Genomic DNA, 16608 nt, shown 5'->3' on the forward strand with positions numbered 1-16608 from the left:
CCAATGGCACAGACCAACGACTGGCGCGACCCCGCGCTGCCGCTCGCCGACCGCGTCGAGGCGCTGCTGGCGGCCATGACGCTCGAAGAGAAGCTCGCCCAGCTCGGCAGCTTCTGGCCGCCGGCGAGCGACGAGGGTGGCGACGGCGAGGTCGCGCCGATGGAAGACGCCATGCAGAGCGGCGCGAAGACGCTGGAGGAGGCCTCGGTCAACGGCCTCGGCCACATCACGCGGGCCTTCGGCACCCAGCCGGTCGACGCGGCCGCCGGGGCGGCCGCCCTGGAGCGGATGCAGCGCGGGATCGTCGAGCGGAGCAGGCTCGGCGTCCCCGCCATCGCCCACGAGGAGTGCCTCACCGGGTTCACCACGCTCGGCGCCACCGTCTATCCGACGTCCCTGGCGTGGGCGGCGACCTTCGACCCCGACCTGATCGGGCGCATGGCCGCTCGCATCGGCGCCGACATGCGCTCGGTCGGCGTCCACCAGGGGCTCTCGCCCGTCATGGACGTCGTGCGCGACTACCGGTGGGGCCGCGTCGAGGAGACGATGGGGGAGGACCCGTACCTGGTGGGCACCGTCGGCAGCGCCTACGTCCGGGGCCTTGAAGCAAGCGGTATCATCGCGACGCTCAAGCACTTCGCCGGGTACTCCGCCTCCCGCAGCGCCCGCAACCACGCCCCCGTTCCCATGGGGCCCAGGGAGTTCGCCGACGCGATCCTGCCGCCGTTCGAGATGGCCGTGCGCCTCGGCGGCGCCAGGTCGGTCATGAACTCCTACTCCGACGTCGACGGGATGCCCGCCGCGGCCAACCGCGAACTGCTCACCGGGATCCTCCGCGAGCAGTGGGGCTTCACCGGCGCCGTCGTCTCCGACTACTGGTCCGTGGCGTTCCTCGACATGATGCACCGCGTCAGCCCCGACCGCGCCACCTCCGGCGCGCTCGCGCTCACCGCGGGCATCGACGTCGAACTGCCCTCGGCCGACGCTTATACGCGCGTGATCGACAAGGTCGCCTCCGGCGAGCTCGACGAGGCCGTCGTCGACACCGCGGTGCGCCGCGTCCTGCGCCAGAAGGCCGAACTCGGGCTCCTCGACGCCGAACCGGCCCTCGCGCCGCCGAACGCGGGCGTCGACCTCGACAGCGCGGGCAACCGCGCCGTGGCCGCCGAGATCGCCGAGAAGTCGGTCGTCCTGCTCGACAACGACGGGATCCTGCCGCTCGACGCGGGCTCGGCCGACATCGCGCTCATCGGCCCCACCGCCGACGACGCGCGCACGTTCCTGGGCTGCTACTCCTTCCCCAACCACGTGCTCTCCCGCTACGGCGACCACGGCACCGGCGTCGAGATCCACTCGCTGCTCGAAGCCCTCGCCGAGGAGTTCCCGGCCGCGTCCATCGCCTACGAGCAGGGCGCGCCGATCCGCGAGACCGACCGCGGCGGCATCGAGGCGGCCGTGACCGCCGCTGCCGCCGCCGAGGTGTGCGTGCTCGCCGTCGGCGACCTCGCCAGCCTGTTCGGGCGCGGCACCTCCGGCGAAGGCTGCGACGCGGCCGACCTGCGGTTGCCGGGCGTCCAAGCCGAACTGGTCGAGGCGGTGCTCGCCACCGGCACGCCGACCGTCCTCGTCGTCGTCTCCGGGCGCCCGTACGCCCTCGGCGACTTCGCGGACCGCTGCGCCGCCGTCGTGCAGGCGTTCCTGCCGGGCGAAGAGGGCGGCCAGGCGATCGCGGGCGTCCTCTCCGGGCGCGTCAACCCGAGCGGCCACCTGCCGGTCGGCGTCCCGCGCATCCCCGGAGGCCAGCCCGGCACCTACCTGGCCCCGCCGCTCGGGCAGTACAGCGAGGGCGTGTCCAACATCGACCCGACGCCGCTGTACCCGTTCGGGCACGGCAGGTCCTACACCGAGTTCGACTACCGCGACCTTCGCCTGAGCGGCCAGGCCATCGGCAGCGACGGCGAGCTGCTGGTATCGGTGTGCGTCACCAACACCGGCGAGCGGGCCGGCGAGGACGTCGTCCAGCTCTACCTGTCCGACGAGGTCGCCCAGGTGACCCGGCCGGTGCGCGAACTGGTCGGCTACGCCCGCGTCGCGCTGGAGCCGGACGAGACCAAGCGCGTGGCGTTCCACCTGCACGCCGACCGGACCTCGTTCACCGGCCGGTCGGGCAGGCGGATCGTCGAGCCGGGGGCCTTCACGGTCTCCATCGGACACTCAAGCCGCGAGCTGCCGCTGTCCGAGCGGTTCCGCATCACCGGCGAGGCGCGCACGCTCGAAGGCGAGCGCGTCATGACCACCGGCGTCGAGATCACCGACAACTGAAAGCAAAGGTTGGAAAGCATGAGCGACAAGTACGCACCGACACCCGAGGACAAGTTCTCGTTCGGGATCTGGACTGTGGGTTGGGCGGCGCAGGATGTGTTCGGGTCGGCGTCGCGGGCGCCGATGGCGGCCGATCGCGCGGTCAGGAAGCTGGCCGAGATCGGCGCCTACGGGGTGAACTTCCACGACAACGACGTGTTCGACTTCGACGAGTCGGATCGTGAGCAGAACATCGCCGCGTTCAAGAAGGCGCTGGACGAGACGGGTCTGAAGGTCACCACGGCGACGACGAATCTGTTCGGGCACCCGGTGTTCAAGGACGGCGGGTTCACGCACAACGACCGCGACGTGCGCCGCTTCGCGATCAGCAAGGTGATGCGCAACATCGACCTCGCCGCCGAGCTCGGCGCGAAGGTCTATGTCGCCTGGGGCGGGCGCGAAGGCGCCGAATCCGGCGGCTCGAAGCACGTCCAGACGGCCATGGCCCGCATGAAGGAGGCCTTCGACATCCTCGGCGAATACGTCACCGACCACGACTACGACATCCGCTTCGCGATCGAGCCGAAGCCGAACGAGCCCAGGGGCCACATTCTCCTCCCCACGATCGGGCACGCCCTCGCCTTCATCAACGAGCTGGAGCGTCCCGAACTCGTCGGGATCAACCCCGAGATCGGGCACGAGGAGATGGCCGGGCTGGACTACGCGGCGGGGATCCGTCAGGCGCTGTGGCACGGGAAGCTGTACCACATCGATTTGAACGGGCAGACCGGTCCGCGGTATGACCAGGACCTGCGCTTCGGTGCCGGGAACGTCGGCGGGGCGTTCTGGGCCGTGGATGCGGTGGAGGAGGGGATCGCGAAGGGCCAGTACACGGGCCCGATCCACTTCGACTTCAAGCCCCCGCGCACCGAGGACGACGAGGGCGTGTGGGTGTCGGCGGCGGCGTGCATGCGCAACTACCTGATTCTGCGTGACAAGGTGAAGGCGTTCCGGGCCGACCCGGAGGTGCAGGAGGCGATCAAGGCCGCGCGTGTCGACCAGCTCGCCGTCCCGACCCTGGCCGAGGACGAGACGTGGGAGGACGTGAAGGGCGTCGAGATCGACGTCGAAGGGCTCGCGGCGAAGGGCATGGCGTTCGAGCGCCTCGACCAGCTCGCCCTCGAACACCTCTACGGCGTCCGCTGAGACGCGCACATTCTTGCTGGTAGGGGGCCTGGAGCGAAGCTCTAGGCCCCCTGCTCCGTCAGATATCTGATAAATTCCTATGGATATACCGAGAACAATTTCTCAAAGGTTCCAACGCGCCGTGTCAAAAGCTATCCTTGGCAGGAGTGCTCACTTATGGTCAGGGGGTGAAAACGATGACGAGAACAGTGATCAACCTCGACGATGAACTCGTGGCGCAAGCCAGCGAGATCTTCGGGACCACGACCAAGGTCTCAACAGTCAACGCCGCGCTCAAGGACGTGGTCGATCGCGAGCGAAGGAAGCAGTTCGTGCAGTGGGTGATGGACGGCGGGCTCGAACTCGACTCCGACGAGATCCGGGAGCGCGCATGGTAGCGGTTGCGACGCACCTCGCCGATACCAGCGTGCTCGCGCGCTTGCAGAAGCCCGCCGTCGCCGAGGTGGTCGTGCCGCTGATCGATCGGGGCCTCGTCGCGGTCTGCGCCGTCGTGGAGATGGAGATCAGGGTGGGGGCCAAGAATCCGCGCCACCGCGACAACGTGAGCGAATGGCTCCTCGGTTTCGAGCGGCTGCCGATCTCAGACGACATCTTCAATCGCGCGATAGATGTCCAGTTTGATCTGGTGGAGACATCAGGCCACCGCACCGTCAGAATCCCCGACCTGCTCATCGCCGCCATCGCCGAGCGGCACCGGGTGACGGTGCTCCATTACGACAAGGACTTCGACCGGATCGCCGAGGTGACCGGGCAGCCCACCGAGTGGGTCGTCCCGCCCGGCGAAGCCGACTGACCGAATCAGACATCCCCCATACACCGACAGGCCGGGCCGGCGCAGCCGCTCCAGTCCGGCCGAGTTGCATCCCGCCCCTTCGGCCTCTTGACCGGTGACCGCGATCCTGCTGGAATACATTCGCACCGAAAATTCCATGGAAAGCGAACCGATAATGTCCGAAACTTCCATTGACCGCGACATCAGGCGGCACCGGGCCGCCGACGCCACCCTCACGCTCACCGCGAACGGCGAGCCGCTCGCCGGGCGGGAGGTGCGACTCGAGCAGCTTCGGCACCAGTTCCTCTTCGGCTGCACCGCCTTCGAGGCCGTCGAGCTCGCCAGCGGCGAAGCCGAGGATCCCGAGCGCGCCGCCCGGCTCGTCGAGCTGTGGGAGGGCCTGTTCAACTTCGCGACCCTCCCGTTCTACTGGGGCCGCTTCGAACCCGAGCGCGGCAAGCCCGACACCGAGCGAGTGCTGGCGGGCGCGCGCTGGCTCGCCGAGCGCGGCCACACCGTCAAGGGCCACCCGCTCGCCTGGCACACCGTCACCGCCGACTGGCTGCTCGACCTCGACAACGCCGAGATCGCCGCCGCCCAGGTCGACCGCATCAAGCGCGAGATGGGCGACTTCGCCGGGGTCATCGACATGTGGGACGTCATCAACGAGGTCGTCATCATGCCGATCTTCGACAAGTACGACAACGGCATCACGCGCCTGTGCCGCGACATCGGCCGCATCCCCATGGTGCGCATGGTCTTCGACGCCGCCCGCGAGGCCAACCCCCGCGCCACGCTGCTGCTCAACGACTTCGACATGTCCTCGGCCTACGAATGCCTCATCGAGGGCGTCCTGGAGGCCGGGATACAGATCGACGTGCTCGGGCTCCAGAGCCACATGCACCAGGGCTATTGGGGCGAGGAGAAGACCCTCGGCATCCTCGACCGCTTCTCCCGCTACGGCCTGCCGATCCACTTCACCGAGACCACCATCGTCTCCGGCGAGACCATGCCGCCCGAGATCGTCGACCTCAACGACCACCAGGTCGACTCCTGGCCGAGCACCCCCGAAGGCGAGGCCCGCCAGGCCGACGAGATCGAGCGCCACTACAAGACGCTGCTTTCGCACCCGTCGGTGGAGGCGATCACCTACTGGGGCATGTCCGACGCGGGCATGTGGCTCGGCGCCCCCGGCGGCTTCGTCCGCACCGACGACACGCCGAAGCCCTCCTATGAGCGGCTCCACCACCTCGTCAATGAGGAATGGGGGACGAACGGCGCTCTGGTGACCGATGAGGAGGGGCGGGTCCGGTTCAACGGCTTCCTCGGGGACTACCGGATCGAGCACCGGGGCGCCGCCGCCGAGTTCACTCTGGACGGAACCGGCGAGGCGCGCCTGGCGCTCGACCTGGCCTAACCGGCGAAGAGCCGCCGCACCGCGCCGTACGCCCGCTTCGGGCGCCGGTACTCGTCGAGGATGCCCTTGTCGTTGACGCCGCGCGGGCGGGTGAGGAGCATGTGCTTGGCCTCGGTGGTGCGGAAGTCGCCCAGGACCCAGATGCCGAGCCCCGAGATCCGGTCCTGGCCGGCCAGGTGCCCGATCACGGTCTCGAGCAGCTCGGCCTGGTACTCCTCGGTCCACATCCCGTGGTGCTGGTCGCGCCAGCCCGGGACGGCCCCCGCGCCGATCTCGGAGATGATGAGCGGCTTGTCGGCGTGCCCGGCCTCGTCGACGTGGGCGGCGATGCGGTCGAGCTCGGCGGGGATCGCCTCGATGCCGCCGATGTACCAGCCGGGATAGCAGTTGACCGAGATGACGTCGGCCAGGTCGAGGCAGACGTCCTCGAACACGTTCAACGTGGCGTAGGTGACCGGCCGGGTCGGGTCGAGCTCCCTGATCCGGCCCAGCAGCCGCTCGTAGGCCGGCCGCGCGGCGGGCTTGTAGCTCGGGCACTCGTTGAGGACGCCCCACAGGACGACCGAAGGGTGGTTCGCCGCGGCCTCGACCATCTCGTCGACGTGTTCGAGCTGCGCGTCGACGAAGTCGGGGTCGGTGAGGAGGTCGACCGGGTACTGCCAGCCGATCGACTCGCTCCACACGCAGATCCCGGCCTCGTCGCACAGGTCGAGGAACAGCGGGTCCTGCGGGTAGTGGCTGCCGCGCACGAAGTTGCAGCCGAGGTCGCGAATCTGCTGGACGTCGGAGACGAGGAGCGCGGGCGGCTGCGCGTGCCCGAAGTTCGGGTGCGACTCGTGGCGGTTGACGCCCCACAGCGTCAGCGGCTCGCCGTTGACGGCGACGCGTCCGCCTTCCACGGTGACCTGCCGCAGGCCGACGCGCTCGCACATGTCGTCCTCGCCGAGCCGCACCTCGACCAGGTGCAGCGCCGGATCCGAGGGCGACCACAGCGCCGCCCCCGGCAGTTCCAGGGTCCGCTCGATCCGGCCGGAGGCGTCGAGGTCGACCGCCTCCTCCCACGTCCGGCCTCCGCACTCGATTGTCAGTGGGACTTTCTGTTCCGGCCCTTGGTAGTCGATCACCACGTTGATGCGGCGGGCTTCCAGGTCTTCGGTGGTGATCCGCAGGCGCTCGATCCACAGGTCATTCAACCGGTGCAGTTCCACGGACCTGGTGATGCCTCCGAAGTGGTACCAGTCGAAGTGCTCCAGGTGCAGCGGCGAGCGCTCGTTGAACCGGTTGTCGACCAGCACCACGACCTCGGCGAATCCCTCGGCGGCCTCCACATCGGCCCGGAAGCTCGTGAAGCCTCCGGCGTGCTCGCCGATCGGCTCGCCGTTCCACAGGACCCGGCACCAGTGGTGGACGGCGTCGAACACCAGCCGGTGCCGCCCGGCCTCGGCGACGCGGACCCGCGTGCGGTAGGCGGCCAGCCCCCGCTTCCCGGCGTAGGCGGGCGTGGCGTCGAACGAGCCCGGCACGGCCATCGCGTCCTCGAACGCGATCGTCGCCGCCGACACGTCGTCGGGGTCGGCGTCCCCGAGGAACGCGAAGTCCCACACTCCGTCCAGATCCGTCACCGAACGCCGCTCGTGCCGCGCGAACCGTCGAGCCATGCCGTCTCCCCTTCGAGCTGCCCGTGCTGTCTTCCCGATCCTAGGCTAGCGCTTGCCAAGGGCGGTCGTCCCGGGTGGCGGAGCGGGCACCGCACCGCTGCGCTTAGGCTTCAAGGAATCGACCACAGCGAGGAGCACATGAGCGAGACCGTCCCGGCCGAGCGGTTCGAAGAGCAGCGGCCGCGCCTGCGCGCCGTCGCCTACCGCATGCTCGGCTCGCTCAGCGAGGCCGACGACGCGCTCCAGGAGACCTGGCTCCGCGCCAGCGGCACCGACACCGCCGACGTCGAGAACCTCCCCGCCTGGCTCACCACCGTCACCGCCCGCGTGTGCCTCAACATGCTCCGCTCCCGGCGCAGGCGCCGCGAGGAGTCCATGGAGCTGCGCGTGCCCGACCCGGTCGTCAGCCCCGAGAGCGGCCTCGACCCCGAGCACGAGGCGCTCCTGGCCGACTCGGTCGGCCTCGCCATGCTCGTGGTGCTCGAAACCCTCAAGCCCTCCGAGCGCCTCGCGTTCGTCCTCCACGACATGTTCGCCGTCCCGTTCGAGGACATCGCCGAAGTCATCGAGAAGACCCCCGCGGCCGCCAGGCAGCTCGCCAGCCGCGCCCGCCGCCGCGTCGAGGACCAGACCATCACCCCCGAGCGCGACCGGGGCCGCGAACGCGCCGCCGTCGACGCCTTCCTCGCCGCCTCCCAGCAGGGCGACTTCGACGCGCTCGTGGCCGTGCTCGACCCCGACGTGGTGCTCCGCTCCGACGGCGGCACCGCCCGCCCCGCCCTCACCTCGCTCCTGCGCGGCGCCCGCACCGTCGCGGGCCAGGCCGTCATGTTCACCAAGTTCGCCCGGCTCTCGCGCCCGGTGCTCGTCAACGGCGCCCCCGGCTTCGTGGTCGTGGACAAGCACGGCCCGGTGGCCGTCCTGGCGCTGACGGTCGCGAACGACAGGATCGCCGCCATCGACATCCTCGCCGACCCCGAGCGCCTGGAGCGCTTGGAGCTCTAGACGGTTTCCACACGCGCCGTGAGGGTAAGCGGCAAGGGGTGGCGGACGCGACATCGCTATGGGAAGGTGAGGTGTGGCTTTGCGGATCGAAGAATACGGAATGCTCGGTGACCTCCACACCGCGGCGCTGGTGGGAATCGACGGATCAATCGACTGGCTGTGCCTGCCGCGGTTCGACTCCCCGGCCTGCTTCGCGGCGCTGCTCGGCGACGAGCAGAACGGATGCTGGCGCCTGGAGCCCGCCTCCGGCGGCAAGTGCACGCGGCGCCGCTACCGAGGCGACACCCTCATCCTCGAGACCGAGTGGGACACCCCCGAAGGCACCGTCCGCGTCACCGACGCGATGCCCCCGCGCGACAAGGCCGCCGACCTCGTCCGCGTCGTCGAGGGCCTCAGCGGCCGCGTCTCCATGCGCACCATGATGCGGCTGCGCTTCGGCCACGGCCGCACCGAGCCGTGGATCAGGTACCACGACGGGCAGATCGCCGCCATCGCCGGACCCGACGCCGCCTGGCTCGCCTCCGACGTGCCGATGGAGCTCGCCGACACCACCGCACGCGCCGAGTTCGCCGTCTCTGAGGGGGACCGCGTCTCCTTCGTGCTGACCTACCGCGCCTCGCACGAGGAGGAGCCCGTGCCGGTCGACGCCCAGGAGGGCATCGCGGGCACCGAGCGGTTCTGGAAGGAGTGGATCGGCCACCTGCGCTACGAGGGCGAGTGGGACGAGGCCGTCCGCCGCTCGATGATCATCCTCAAGGCGCTCACCTACGCCCCGACCGGCGGCATCGTCGCCGCCGCCACCACCTCCCTGCCCGAGGACATCGGCGGCGTCCGCAACTGGGACTACCGCTTCTGCTGGCTGCGGGACGCCACCTTCGCGCTCCAGGCGCTCTTGGGCACCGGCTACATCAGCGAGGCCCGCCAGTGGCGCGAGTGGCTCCTGCGCGCCGTCGCGGGCGACCCGGCCGACCTCCAGATCATGTACGGCCTCGACGGCACGCGCTGGATCCCCGAGTACACGCTCGACTGGCTCCCCGGCTACGAGAACTCCTCGCCGGTGCGGATCGGCAACGCCGCCTCCGTCCAGTTCCAGCTCGACGTGTGGGGCGAGGTCCTCGACGGCCTGTACCTCTCGCGCGAGGCGGGCCTGGAGGCCGACGCGAGCGCCTGGGAGCTCCAGGAGGCGATGCTCGAGTTCCTCGAGGGCAACTGGAGCGAGCCCGACGAGAGCCTGTGGGAGGTGCGCGGCGACCGCCGCCACTTCGTCCACTCCAAGGTCCTGTCGTGGGCCGGGTTCGACAAGGCCGTCAAGTCCGTCGAGCGGTTCGGCATGGAGGGGCCGGTCGACAAGTGGAAGGCCCTGCGCGACCAGGTGCACCGCGAGGTCTGCGACCGCGGCTACGACGCCGAGCGGGGGACGTTCACGCAGTTCTACGGCTCCACCGGGCTCGACTCGGCGCTGCTGCTCATCCCGCAGACCGGCTTCCTGCACTGGAGGGATCCGCGCTTCAAGGGCACCGTCGAGGCGGTGGAGCGCGAGCTCACCCGCGACGGCTTCATCCTCCGCTACGACCCGTCCGCCGACGGCGGCGTCGACGGGCTCCCCGGCGACGAGGGCACCTTCCTCGCCTGCTCGTTCTGGCTGGTCGACGCCCTCCACGGCATCGGCCGCAGCGACGACGCCAGGGCCCTGTTCGAGCGGCTGCTGGCCGTGCGCAACGACCTCGGCCTCCTCAGCGAGGAGTTCGACCCCCACACCGGCCGACAGCTCGGCAACACCCCGCAGGCCTACAGCCACGTCGGGCTGGTCAACTCGGCCCGGCACCTGAGCGGCACGCACCCGGCCACGGCCCCGCGTGCCGTCAGGGAAGAGCAGTCCAGCGACAAGGGAGAGTGAATCGCCGTGCGCGCCTTGACCGTCATACCGGGCCGGAAGCGCTCGCTCGCGCTGACCGAGATGCCCGAGCCCGAGCCCGCAGAGGGTGACCTGCTCGTCGACGCGCTCGCCGTCGGCGTGTGCGGCACCGACAAGGAGATCGCCGACGCCGAGTACGGGACGGCCCCGCCCGGGGCCGACCGGCTCGTCATCGGCCACGAGTCGCTGGGTCGGGTGCGCCAGGCGCCCGACGGCAGCGGCTTCGCGCCGGGCGACCTCGTCGTCGGCGTGGTGCGCCGGCCCGACCCGGTGCCGTGCGGGGCGTGCGCGATCGGCCGGTTCGACGAGTGCCGCAACGGCCGCTACACCGAGCGCGGCATCAAGCAGCTCGACGGCTACGCCAGCGAGGTCTGGACCGTCGAGGCCGACTACGCCGTCAAGCTCGATCCGGGCCTGGCGGAGGTCGGCGTGCTCATGGAGCCGACCAGCGTCGTGGCCAAGGCGTGGGAGCAGGTCGACAAGATCGGCGGGCGCTCCTGGTTCGAGCCGAAGTCGGTCCTGGTCACCGGCGCCGGGCCCATCGGGCTGCTCGCCGCGCTCATCGGCGTCCAGCGCGGCCTGGACGTGCACGTCCTCGACCTGGTCACCGACGGGCCCAAGCCGGACCTCGTCGCCGACCTCGGCGCGACCTACCACCACGAGGGCATCGACTCGATGGTCAAGGACGGCGAGCCGGACATCGTCATCGAGGCCACCGGCGCCAGCCAGCTCGTGTTCGAGGCGATCGGCGCCACCGGCGCCTTCGGCGTCACCTGCCTGACCGGCGTCTCACCGGCCGGGCGGAGCGTGAACGTCGACGCCGGGTCGCTCAACCGGGAGGTCGTGCTCGAGAACGACGCGGTCGTCGGCTCGGTCAACGCCAACCTGGAGCACTACGCGGCCGCCGCGCGCGTCCTGGCCGAGGCCGACCGGGACTGGCTCGCCCGCCTCATCACCCGCCGCGTGCCGATCGAGCGCTTCGACGAGGCCTTCGGCGTCGGCGGCGGCAACGTCAAGGCCGTCATCGACCTGGACACCGCCGCCGCCTGACGCGCGGTCTCAGACCGCCGCGCGGGAGGTCTCCTGCGCGGCGGGCTCGGGTTCCGGCTCGGGCAGGTCGACGCTGTCGCGCAGCCGCACCGGGGTGAGGAACAGCGCGGAGACGATGCCGACGGCGCTGATGCACGCCGAGAACAGGAACAGGTGGCCGGTGGCGTCGCCGTAGGCCGCCATGACGACCTCCCGCACCGGATCGGGCATGGCGTCCAGGTCCAGGGAGGAGCCGCCGCCGACCCCTTCGCCGGAGATCGGGATGCCGAGGGCCTTGAGGCCCGAGGTGATCTTCGAGGCGACCTGGTTGGCGAGTATCGCGCCCAGGACCGAGACGCCGATGGTGCCGCCCAGCGAGCGGAAGAACGTGATCGAGCCGCTGGCGGCGCCGAGCTCGCGCAGCGGCACCGAGTTCTGCACCACCAGGACGAGGTTCTGCATCGCGGCGCCGACGCCGATGCCGACGCAGGCCATCCCGATCGCTATGTAGACCAGCGAGGTCTGGTGGTCCATGGCCGAGAGCATGGTGAACCCGGCGGTGAGCACGAGCGTCCCGGTGATGATGTACGGCTTGACCCTGCCGGTCCTGGAGACCAGGCGCCCGGCCACCGCCGAGGACAGCAGGACGCCGAGCATCATCGGCGTGGTGAGCAGGCCCGCCTCGGTGGGGGAGTAGCCGCGGGCGATCTGGAAGTACTGCCCGAGGAAGACCGCCCCGCCGAACATGGCCATGCCGACCGACAGGCTCGTGATGATGGCGAGCGCGGGGTCGCGGCGCTTGACGACGTGGATCGGCACCACCGGCAGCGGGACGCGCGTCTCGACCCACACGGCCGCGCCGAGCAGGACGACGCTGCCGCCGACCATCACGCCGGACTGCCAGGAGATCCAGGCGAAGTCGTTGTCGACGAAGGTGACCCACAGCAGCAGCAGGCTGACGCCCGCGGCGATGAGGCTCGCGCCGACGTAGTCGACCTTCGTCTCGGGGCGGCGGGTCTCCACCAGGTGCAGCGTGCGGCTGAGCATGACGAACGCGATGATCGTCAGCGGCACGGCCATGAAGAAGCACCAGCGCCAGCCGAGCCAGTCGGCGTCGGTGATGGCCCCGCCCAGCAGCGGGCCGCCCACGGTGGAGACGGCCATGACGCCGCCGAGGTAGCCGTTGTACCGGCCGCGCTCCTTGGGGCTGACCATCGCGCCGATGATGACCTGCACGAGCACCTGGAGTGCGCCCATGCCCAGGCCCTGGACGGCGCGTAGCGCGATGAGCTGCTCGGTGTTCTGCGCCAGGCCGCAGCCGAGCGCGGCGAGGCTGAAGATCACGATGGCGATCTGGAGCAGCCGCTTCTTGGGGAACAGGTCGGCCAGCTTGCCCCAGATGGGGGTCGAGGCGGTCGAGGCCAGCAGCATCGCGGTGACGACCCACGTGTACTGGGACTGGCTGCCCTTGAGCGAGCCGACGATCTGGGGCAGGGCCACCGAGACGATGGTGGAGCTGATCATCGCCGCGAACAGGACGATGAGCAGACCGCTGAGGGCGCGGAGCACCTCGCGGTGGGTCATCGGCTGGGCGGCGGGGTTCGCGGGTGCGCTCATGGGCGGCCTCCTGCGACATGGAGAACATGCAGAGCCACGGGACCTCCGGGACCGGGATGGGTGTTTACGCTGGTGTCGGGGCGCTGGGGCCTCGAAACCCCAGTGAACGCTCCGTCTCTTATTCCACGCTACCATTAGTGAACGCAACGTTCACTATCTAGGAGACACTGGTGACCGAATCCACTCCGAGCCGCCGCCGTGGCGACGACCTGGAGCACGCCATCTTCGAGGCCACCCTCGAAGAACTCGCCGAGGTCGGCTACGCGAACCTCCGCATGGAGAGCATCGCCGCCCGCGCCCGCGCGGGCAAGGCCTCCCTCTACAAGCGCTGGCCCAGCCGCGCCCACCTCGTCCGCGCCGCCGTCCGCCACCGGGGCGCCACGTCCGAGATGCTCTTCGAGCCCACCGGCGCCGTCCGCGCCGACTTGGAGCGCGTCATGCACCGCATCGCCGAGGTCCAGGCGGGCCCCGACGGCGAGGCCGTCCGGGGCTACGTCGGCGAGCTCACCGCCTCATCGGACGGCGAGGAGCTGCGCGACGACATCGAACGCCCCCGTGTCCGCATCGTCACCGCGATCTTCGAGGCGGGCATCAAGGCAGGCGCGGTCAGGCCCGAGGCGCTGACCCCGCGCATCGCCAACCTGGCGCCCTCGCTCATGACCCACTACTTCCTGACCCGCGGGGAGCCCGCCCCGCCCGAGGTCATCGACGAGATCCTCGACCTCGTCGTCATGCCGCTCATCACCGAGACCGGACGCTGAGTGCCGCCGCGCGAGCGGATCGCGCGGCGGCCCGGTCGGTCACTCCTCGTCGTCGCGGGGGCCGCCGATCGAACCGGCGTGCGCCCTGGCGCCCGGGTCGCGCTTGGTCTTGACCAGGCTCGCGACCGTGACGACGACGAGCACGCCGATCACCACGCCGAGGCTGACCGGCGTCGAGATCTCCGGCACCGAGGTGTCGATGTCAACGTGCGCCCAATGCAGCATCAGCTTGACGCCGATGAACGCCAGGATGATCGCCAGGCCCGTCGAGAGGTACACGAGCCGGTCGAGCAGGCCCTTGACGAGGAAGAACAGCGCCCGCAGGCCGAGGAGGGCGAACGCGTTGGCGGTGAAGACGATGTAGGCCTCTTCGGTGACGCCGAAGACCGCCGGGATCGAGTCCAGCGCGAACAAGAGGTCGACACTGCCGATGGCGACGAGGACCACGAACAGCGGCGTCACCATCCGGCGGCCGTCGATGCGGGCGAAGAGCCTGCCGCCGGAGTACTTGTCGGTGGCGGGCAGGAGCCGCTGCGCGGCCTTGACCATGACGTTGTTCTCGACGTCGGGGTCCTCGTCGCGGTGGCGGAAGAGCTGCACCGCCGTGTACACCAGCAGCAGCCCGAACAGCAGGAACATGAACGAGAACAGGTTCAGCAGCGCCGCCCCGGCGGCGATGAAGATCGCGCGCATGATGAGCGCGAGCACGATCCCGAAGGTGAGCGCCTTGTGCTGGTGCTCGGTCGGGACGGCGAACGTGGTCATGATGATGACGAACACGAACAGGTTGTCGACCGACAGGCTCTTCTCGATGACGTAGCCGGCGAAGTACTGGGTGCCGTAGTCGCCGCCGTACTGGGCGCCGAACCACACGCCGAAGCCGATCGCGACGAGGATGTAGAACACCGACCAGGCGGTGGCCTCCTTGAATCCGACGCGGTGCGGCCGCACCGCGGCCAGGACGAGGTCCACGGCCAAAAGTGCCACGATCAGGCCGATCGTGACCGCCCACGTGACTGGGCTGATATCGAGCATTCCTTCCTCCGGTTCGATCTGGCTCGTCGGCAGTCGGCGGGCGGCGCCTGCGGTTCAGGCGCTCGTCCCGAAGAAGAGGCATCCACAGTGCCGCCATAGAGACTGCGGACTGACATCATGTTGCTCAGCACTGTACGCGAACGCAGGGGAGACCGGTGCGGCGGATGACGCGGTTCACACGTTCAGCGCCGCCCGGGGACGGCGGCGCGGATCGAGAGGTCGAAGGCGGCGACGAGCCGCATGAACCGCTCGGTGAACTCCTCGGGATCGAGCGGGTCCCCGCCCTCGACGACCCAGGTGCTGACGAACGCGGCGCCGCCACCGGTCAGGAAGAGCGAGAAGTCCTCGACCTCCCGCGCGTCGGCGTCCTCGCCCAGGGCGCGCCTGACGGCCTGGCGGTTGCACGGCAGCAGCATCGCGGTGAGGGCCTTGTTCATGGCGAACGCGACCGAGCTGTTGCACAGGGCCCGGTAGAACACGCGGTGCGCCGCGAAGTGGCGGGCGACGGCCAGCACGCGCTCGCGTGTGCCGTCCGGGCCGACGATGGCCTCCAGGCGGGGGATGAGCTCGGCTCCTGCCAGGTCGAGCGCGGCCTCCAGCAGGAGGGTCTCGCGGTCGCCGAAGTGCTGGTAGACCAGTTGGCGGCTCACGTCGGCGACCTCGGCGATCTCGGAGAGCGGCACGGCGGCGGTGCCGTGCTCGGTCACGAGGGCCACCGTGGCGTCCAAGAGCGCGGCCCGCGAGCGGCGCACCCGGCGGTCTTTGGCGGGAGCGGCTTGATGCAGTCGGAACTCCATGTGGCAAGCGTATACAGGCGTGGCTAACGAGCCCACCGTAAAGTAACTGACACGTATATGGGAACACGCGAGCCGCGCTCGCGGGAGTAGCATCCGGCCATGGTGATCTGCGTATACGGCGCGGGCAGCATCGGCTGCTACGTCGGCGGCCGACTCGCCGCCACCGGCGCCGAGGTGGTGTTCGTCGGCCGCGAGCGCATCGCCCGCCAGCTCGCCGGACATGGCATCACCGTCACCGACTGGCGCGGCGCCGAGCTGCGTGCGCCCGCTCCGCGATACGAGACGAGCCCCGACGCCGCCGCCGGAGCCGACCTCGTCCTCGTCACCGTGAAATCGGCGGCCACCGCCACCGCCGCGGCGGAACTGGCGCCGCGCCTCAAGCCCGGCGCGGTCGTCATCGGCTTTCAGAACGGCCTGCGAGGCGCCGAGATCCTCCGCGAAGGGCTCAGCGGCACCGCCGTCCTGCCCGGCACGGTCGGATTCAACGTGGTGAACCGCGGGGCGGGCTGGTTCCACTGCGCCACCTCCGGCGAGCTCGAAGTGCAGGCGCACGACGACCTGTCGGCATGGACGGCCGCGTTCGAGCGCGCAGGACTGCCGCTCACCCAACACGACGACATGGCGGGCGTGCAGGCCGCCAAGCTCCTGCTCAACCTCAACAACGCCGTCAACGCCCTGTCCGGCCTGCCGCTGAAAGAGGAGCTGTCCCGGCGCGCCTACCGGCGCTGCCTCGCCGCAGCGCAGCGCGAGGCGCTGGCGGCCTTCGCCGCCGCGGGCATCGCCCCGGCCAGGCTCACCCCGCTGCCGCCGAAGTGGACCCCGTTCCTGCTCGGCGCGCCCGACGCGGTCTTCACCCGCGTCGCCGCCCGCATGCTCGCGATCGACCCGCTCGCGCGCTCGTCGATGTGGGAGGACCTGGAGGCCGGGCGCGCCACCGAGGTGGACTACCTCAACGGCGAGATCGTCGCGATGGCGCGGGCGCACGGCACCGAGGCGCCGGTCAACGAGCGCCTCGCGGCCCTCGTCCACGACGCCGAAGCGGGCGGAAGGCGCGACTGGACCGGCGAGGAACTGCTCGCCGAGCTGCGCCGCTAG

14 protein-coding genes are annotated in these 16608 nt (G+C 70.3%); 10 read left to right on the top strand and 4 right to left on the bottom strand.

All coding sequences use genetic code 11. The features are described from left to right. Positions 1-3 precede the first annotated feature (3 nt). The 5 genes from H613_RS0111980 to H613_RS0112000 all read left to right on the top strand — a co-directional run bounded on the left by H613_RS0111980 (position 4) and on the right by H613_RS0112000 (position 5696). On the top strand, positions 4-2322 hold the full coding sequence (locus tag H613_RS0111980; RefSeq protein WP_026923980.1) for a beta-xylosidase/alpha-l-arabinosidase: 2319 nt from the start codon (positions 4-6) through the stop codon (positions 2320-2322). Positions 2323-2340: 18 nt separating this feature from the next. Next, entirely contained in the window at positions 2341-3507 is a 1167-nt protein-coding gene (gene xylA / locus H613_RS0111985) for a xylose isomerase (protein WP_026923981.1), read from the top strand. A 176-nt stretch (positions 3508-3683) separates the two neighbouring features. Continuing rightward, positions 3684-3884, top strand: a complete 201-nt coding sequence (locus H613_RS0111990) for a type II toxin-antitoxin system VapB family antitoxin (RefSeq protein ID WP_026923982.1) — start codon at positions 3684-3686, stop codon at positions 3882-3884. After that, positions 3878-4300 carry a PIN domain nuclease gene (locus H613_RS0111995; protein ID WP_026923983.1) on the top strand — a complete coding sequence of 141 codons (423 nt, stop codon included), beginning with the start codon at positions 3878-3880 and terminating at the stop codon, positions 4298-4300. The genes H613_RS0111990 and H613_RS0111995 overlap by 7 nt, the downstream gene beginning before the upstream one ends. 154 nt (positions 4301-4454) lie before the next feature. Beyond that, on the top strand, positions 4455-5696 hold the full coding sequence (locus tag H613_RS0112000; RefSeq protein WP_035737852.1) for an endo-1,4-beta-xylanase: 1242 nt from the start codon (positions 4455-4457) through the stop codon (positions 5694-5696). Here H613_RS0112000 and H613_RS0112005 read toward each other — a convergent pair. Next, on the bottom strand, positions 5693-7354 hold the full coding sequence (locus H613_RS0112005; RefSeq protein WP_026923985.1) for a glycoside hydrolase family 2 protein: 1662 nt from the start codon (positions 7352-7354) through the stop codon (positions 5693-5695). The genes H613_RS0112000 and H613_RS0112005 overlap by 4 nt on opposite strands. Positions 7355-7492: 138 nt before the next feature. Between H613_RS0112005 and sigJ the strand changes: the two genes are divergently transcribed. From sigJ to H613_RS0112020, 3 genes are all read left to right on the top strand, one after another. Continuing rightward, positions 7493-8359 (top strand): RNA polymerase sigma factor SigJ, encoded by an 867-nt coding sequence (gene sigJ, locus H613_RS0112010; RefSeq protein WP_026923986.1) that lies wholly within the window; start codon positions 7493-7495, stop codon positions 8357-8359. A gap of 73 nt (positions 8360-8432) precedes the next feature. Then, a complete protein-coding gene (locus H613_RS0112015) occupies positions 8433-10256 on the top strand; it encodes a glycoside hydrolase family 15 protein (RefSeq protein ID WP_026923987.1) in 1824 nt (607 codons plus the stop codon). 6 nt (positions 10257-10262) lie between these two features. After that, positions 10263-11324 carry a glucose 1-dehydrogenase gene (locus H613_RS0112020; RefSeq protein ID WP_026923988.1) on the top strand — a complete coding sequence of 354 codons (1062 nt, stop codon included), beginning with the start codon at positions 10263-10265 and terminating at the stop codon, positions 11322-11324. A 9-nt stretch (positions 11325-11333) separates the two neighbouring features. On the opposite strand, the gene H613_RS26160 is transcribed toward H613_RS0112020, so the two are convergent. Then, the gene (locus H613_RS26160; RefSeq protein WP_051393285.1) at positions 11334-12920 is read right to left on the bottom strand and encodes an MDR family MFS transporter; all 1587 of its coding nucleotides are present in this window, start codon (positions 12918-12920) and stop codon (positions 11334-11336) included. 170 nt (positions 12921-13090) lie between these two features. Between H613_RS26160 and H613_RS0112030 the strand changes: the two genes are divergently transcribed. Further along, positions 13091-13681, top strand: coding sequence for a TetR/AcrR family transcriptional regulator (locus H613_RS0112030; RefSeq protein ID WP_051393286.1), 591 nt, complete (start codon positions 13091-13093; stop codon positions 13679-13681). 39 nt (positions 13682-13720) lie between these two features. Here the strand turns inward: H613_RS0112030 and H613_RS0112035 are convergent, their stop codons facing one another. Together H613_RS0112035 and H613_RS26165 are read right to left on the bottom strand one after the other, a co-directional pair. After that, positions 13721-14716: a TerC/Alx family metal homeostasis membrane protein gene (locus tag H613_RS0112035; RefSeq protein ID WP_026923990.1), complete on the bottom strand. Its 996-nt coding sequence runs from the start codon at positions 14714-14716 to the stop codon at positions 13721-13723. Between the two features lie 182 nt (positions 14717-14898). Further along, positions 14899-15513: a TetR/AcrR family transcriptional regulator gene (locus tag H613_RS26165; RefSeq protein ID WP_035737858.1), complete on the bottom strand. Its 615-nt coding sequence runs from the start codon at positions 15511-15513 to the stop codon at positions 14899-14901. Positions 15514-15612: 99 nt separating this feature from the next. Between H613_RS26165 and H613_RS0112045 the strand changes: the two genes are divergently transcribed. Continuing rightward, entirely contained in the window at positions 15613-16608 is a 996-nt protein-coding gene (locus H613_RS0112045) for a 2-dehydropantoate 2-reductase (RefSeq protein WP_026923991.1), read from the top strand.

The sequence above is a fragment of the Glycomyces arizonensis DSM 44726 genome (assembly GCF_000482705.1).
GTDB lineage: Bacteria > Actinomycetota > Actinomycetes > Mycobacteriales > Micromonosporaceae > Glycomyces > Glycomyces arizonensis.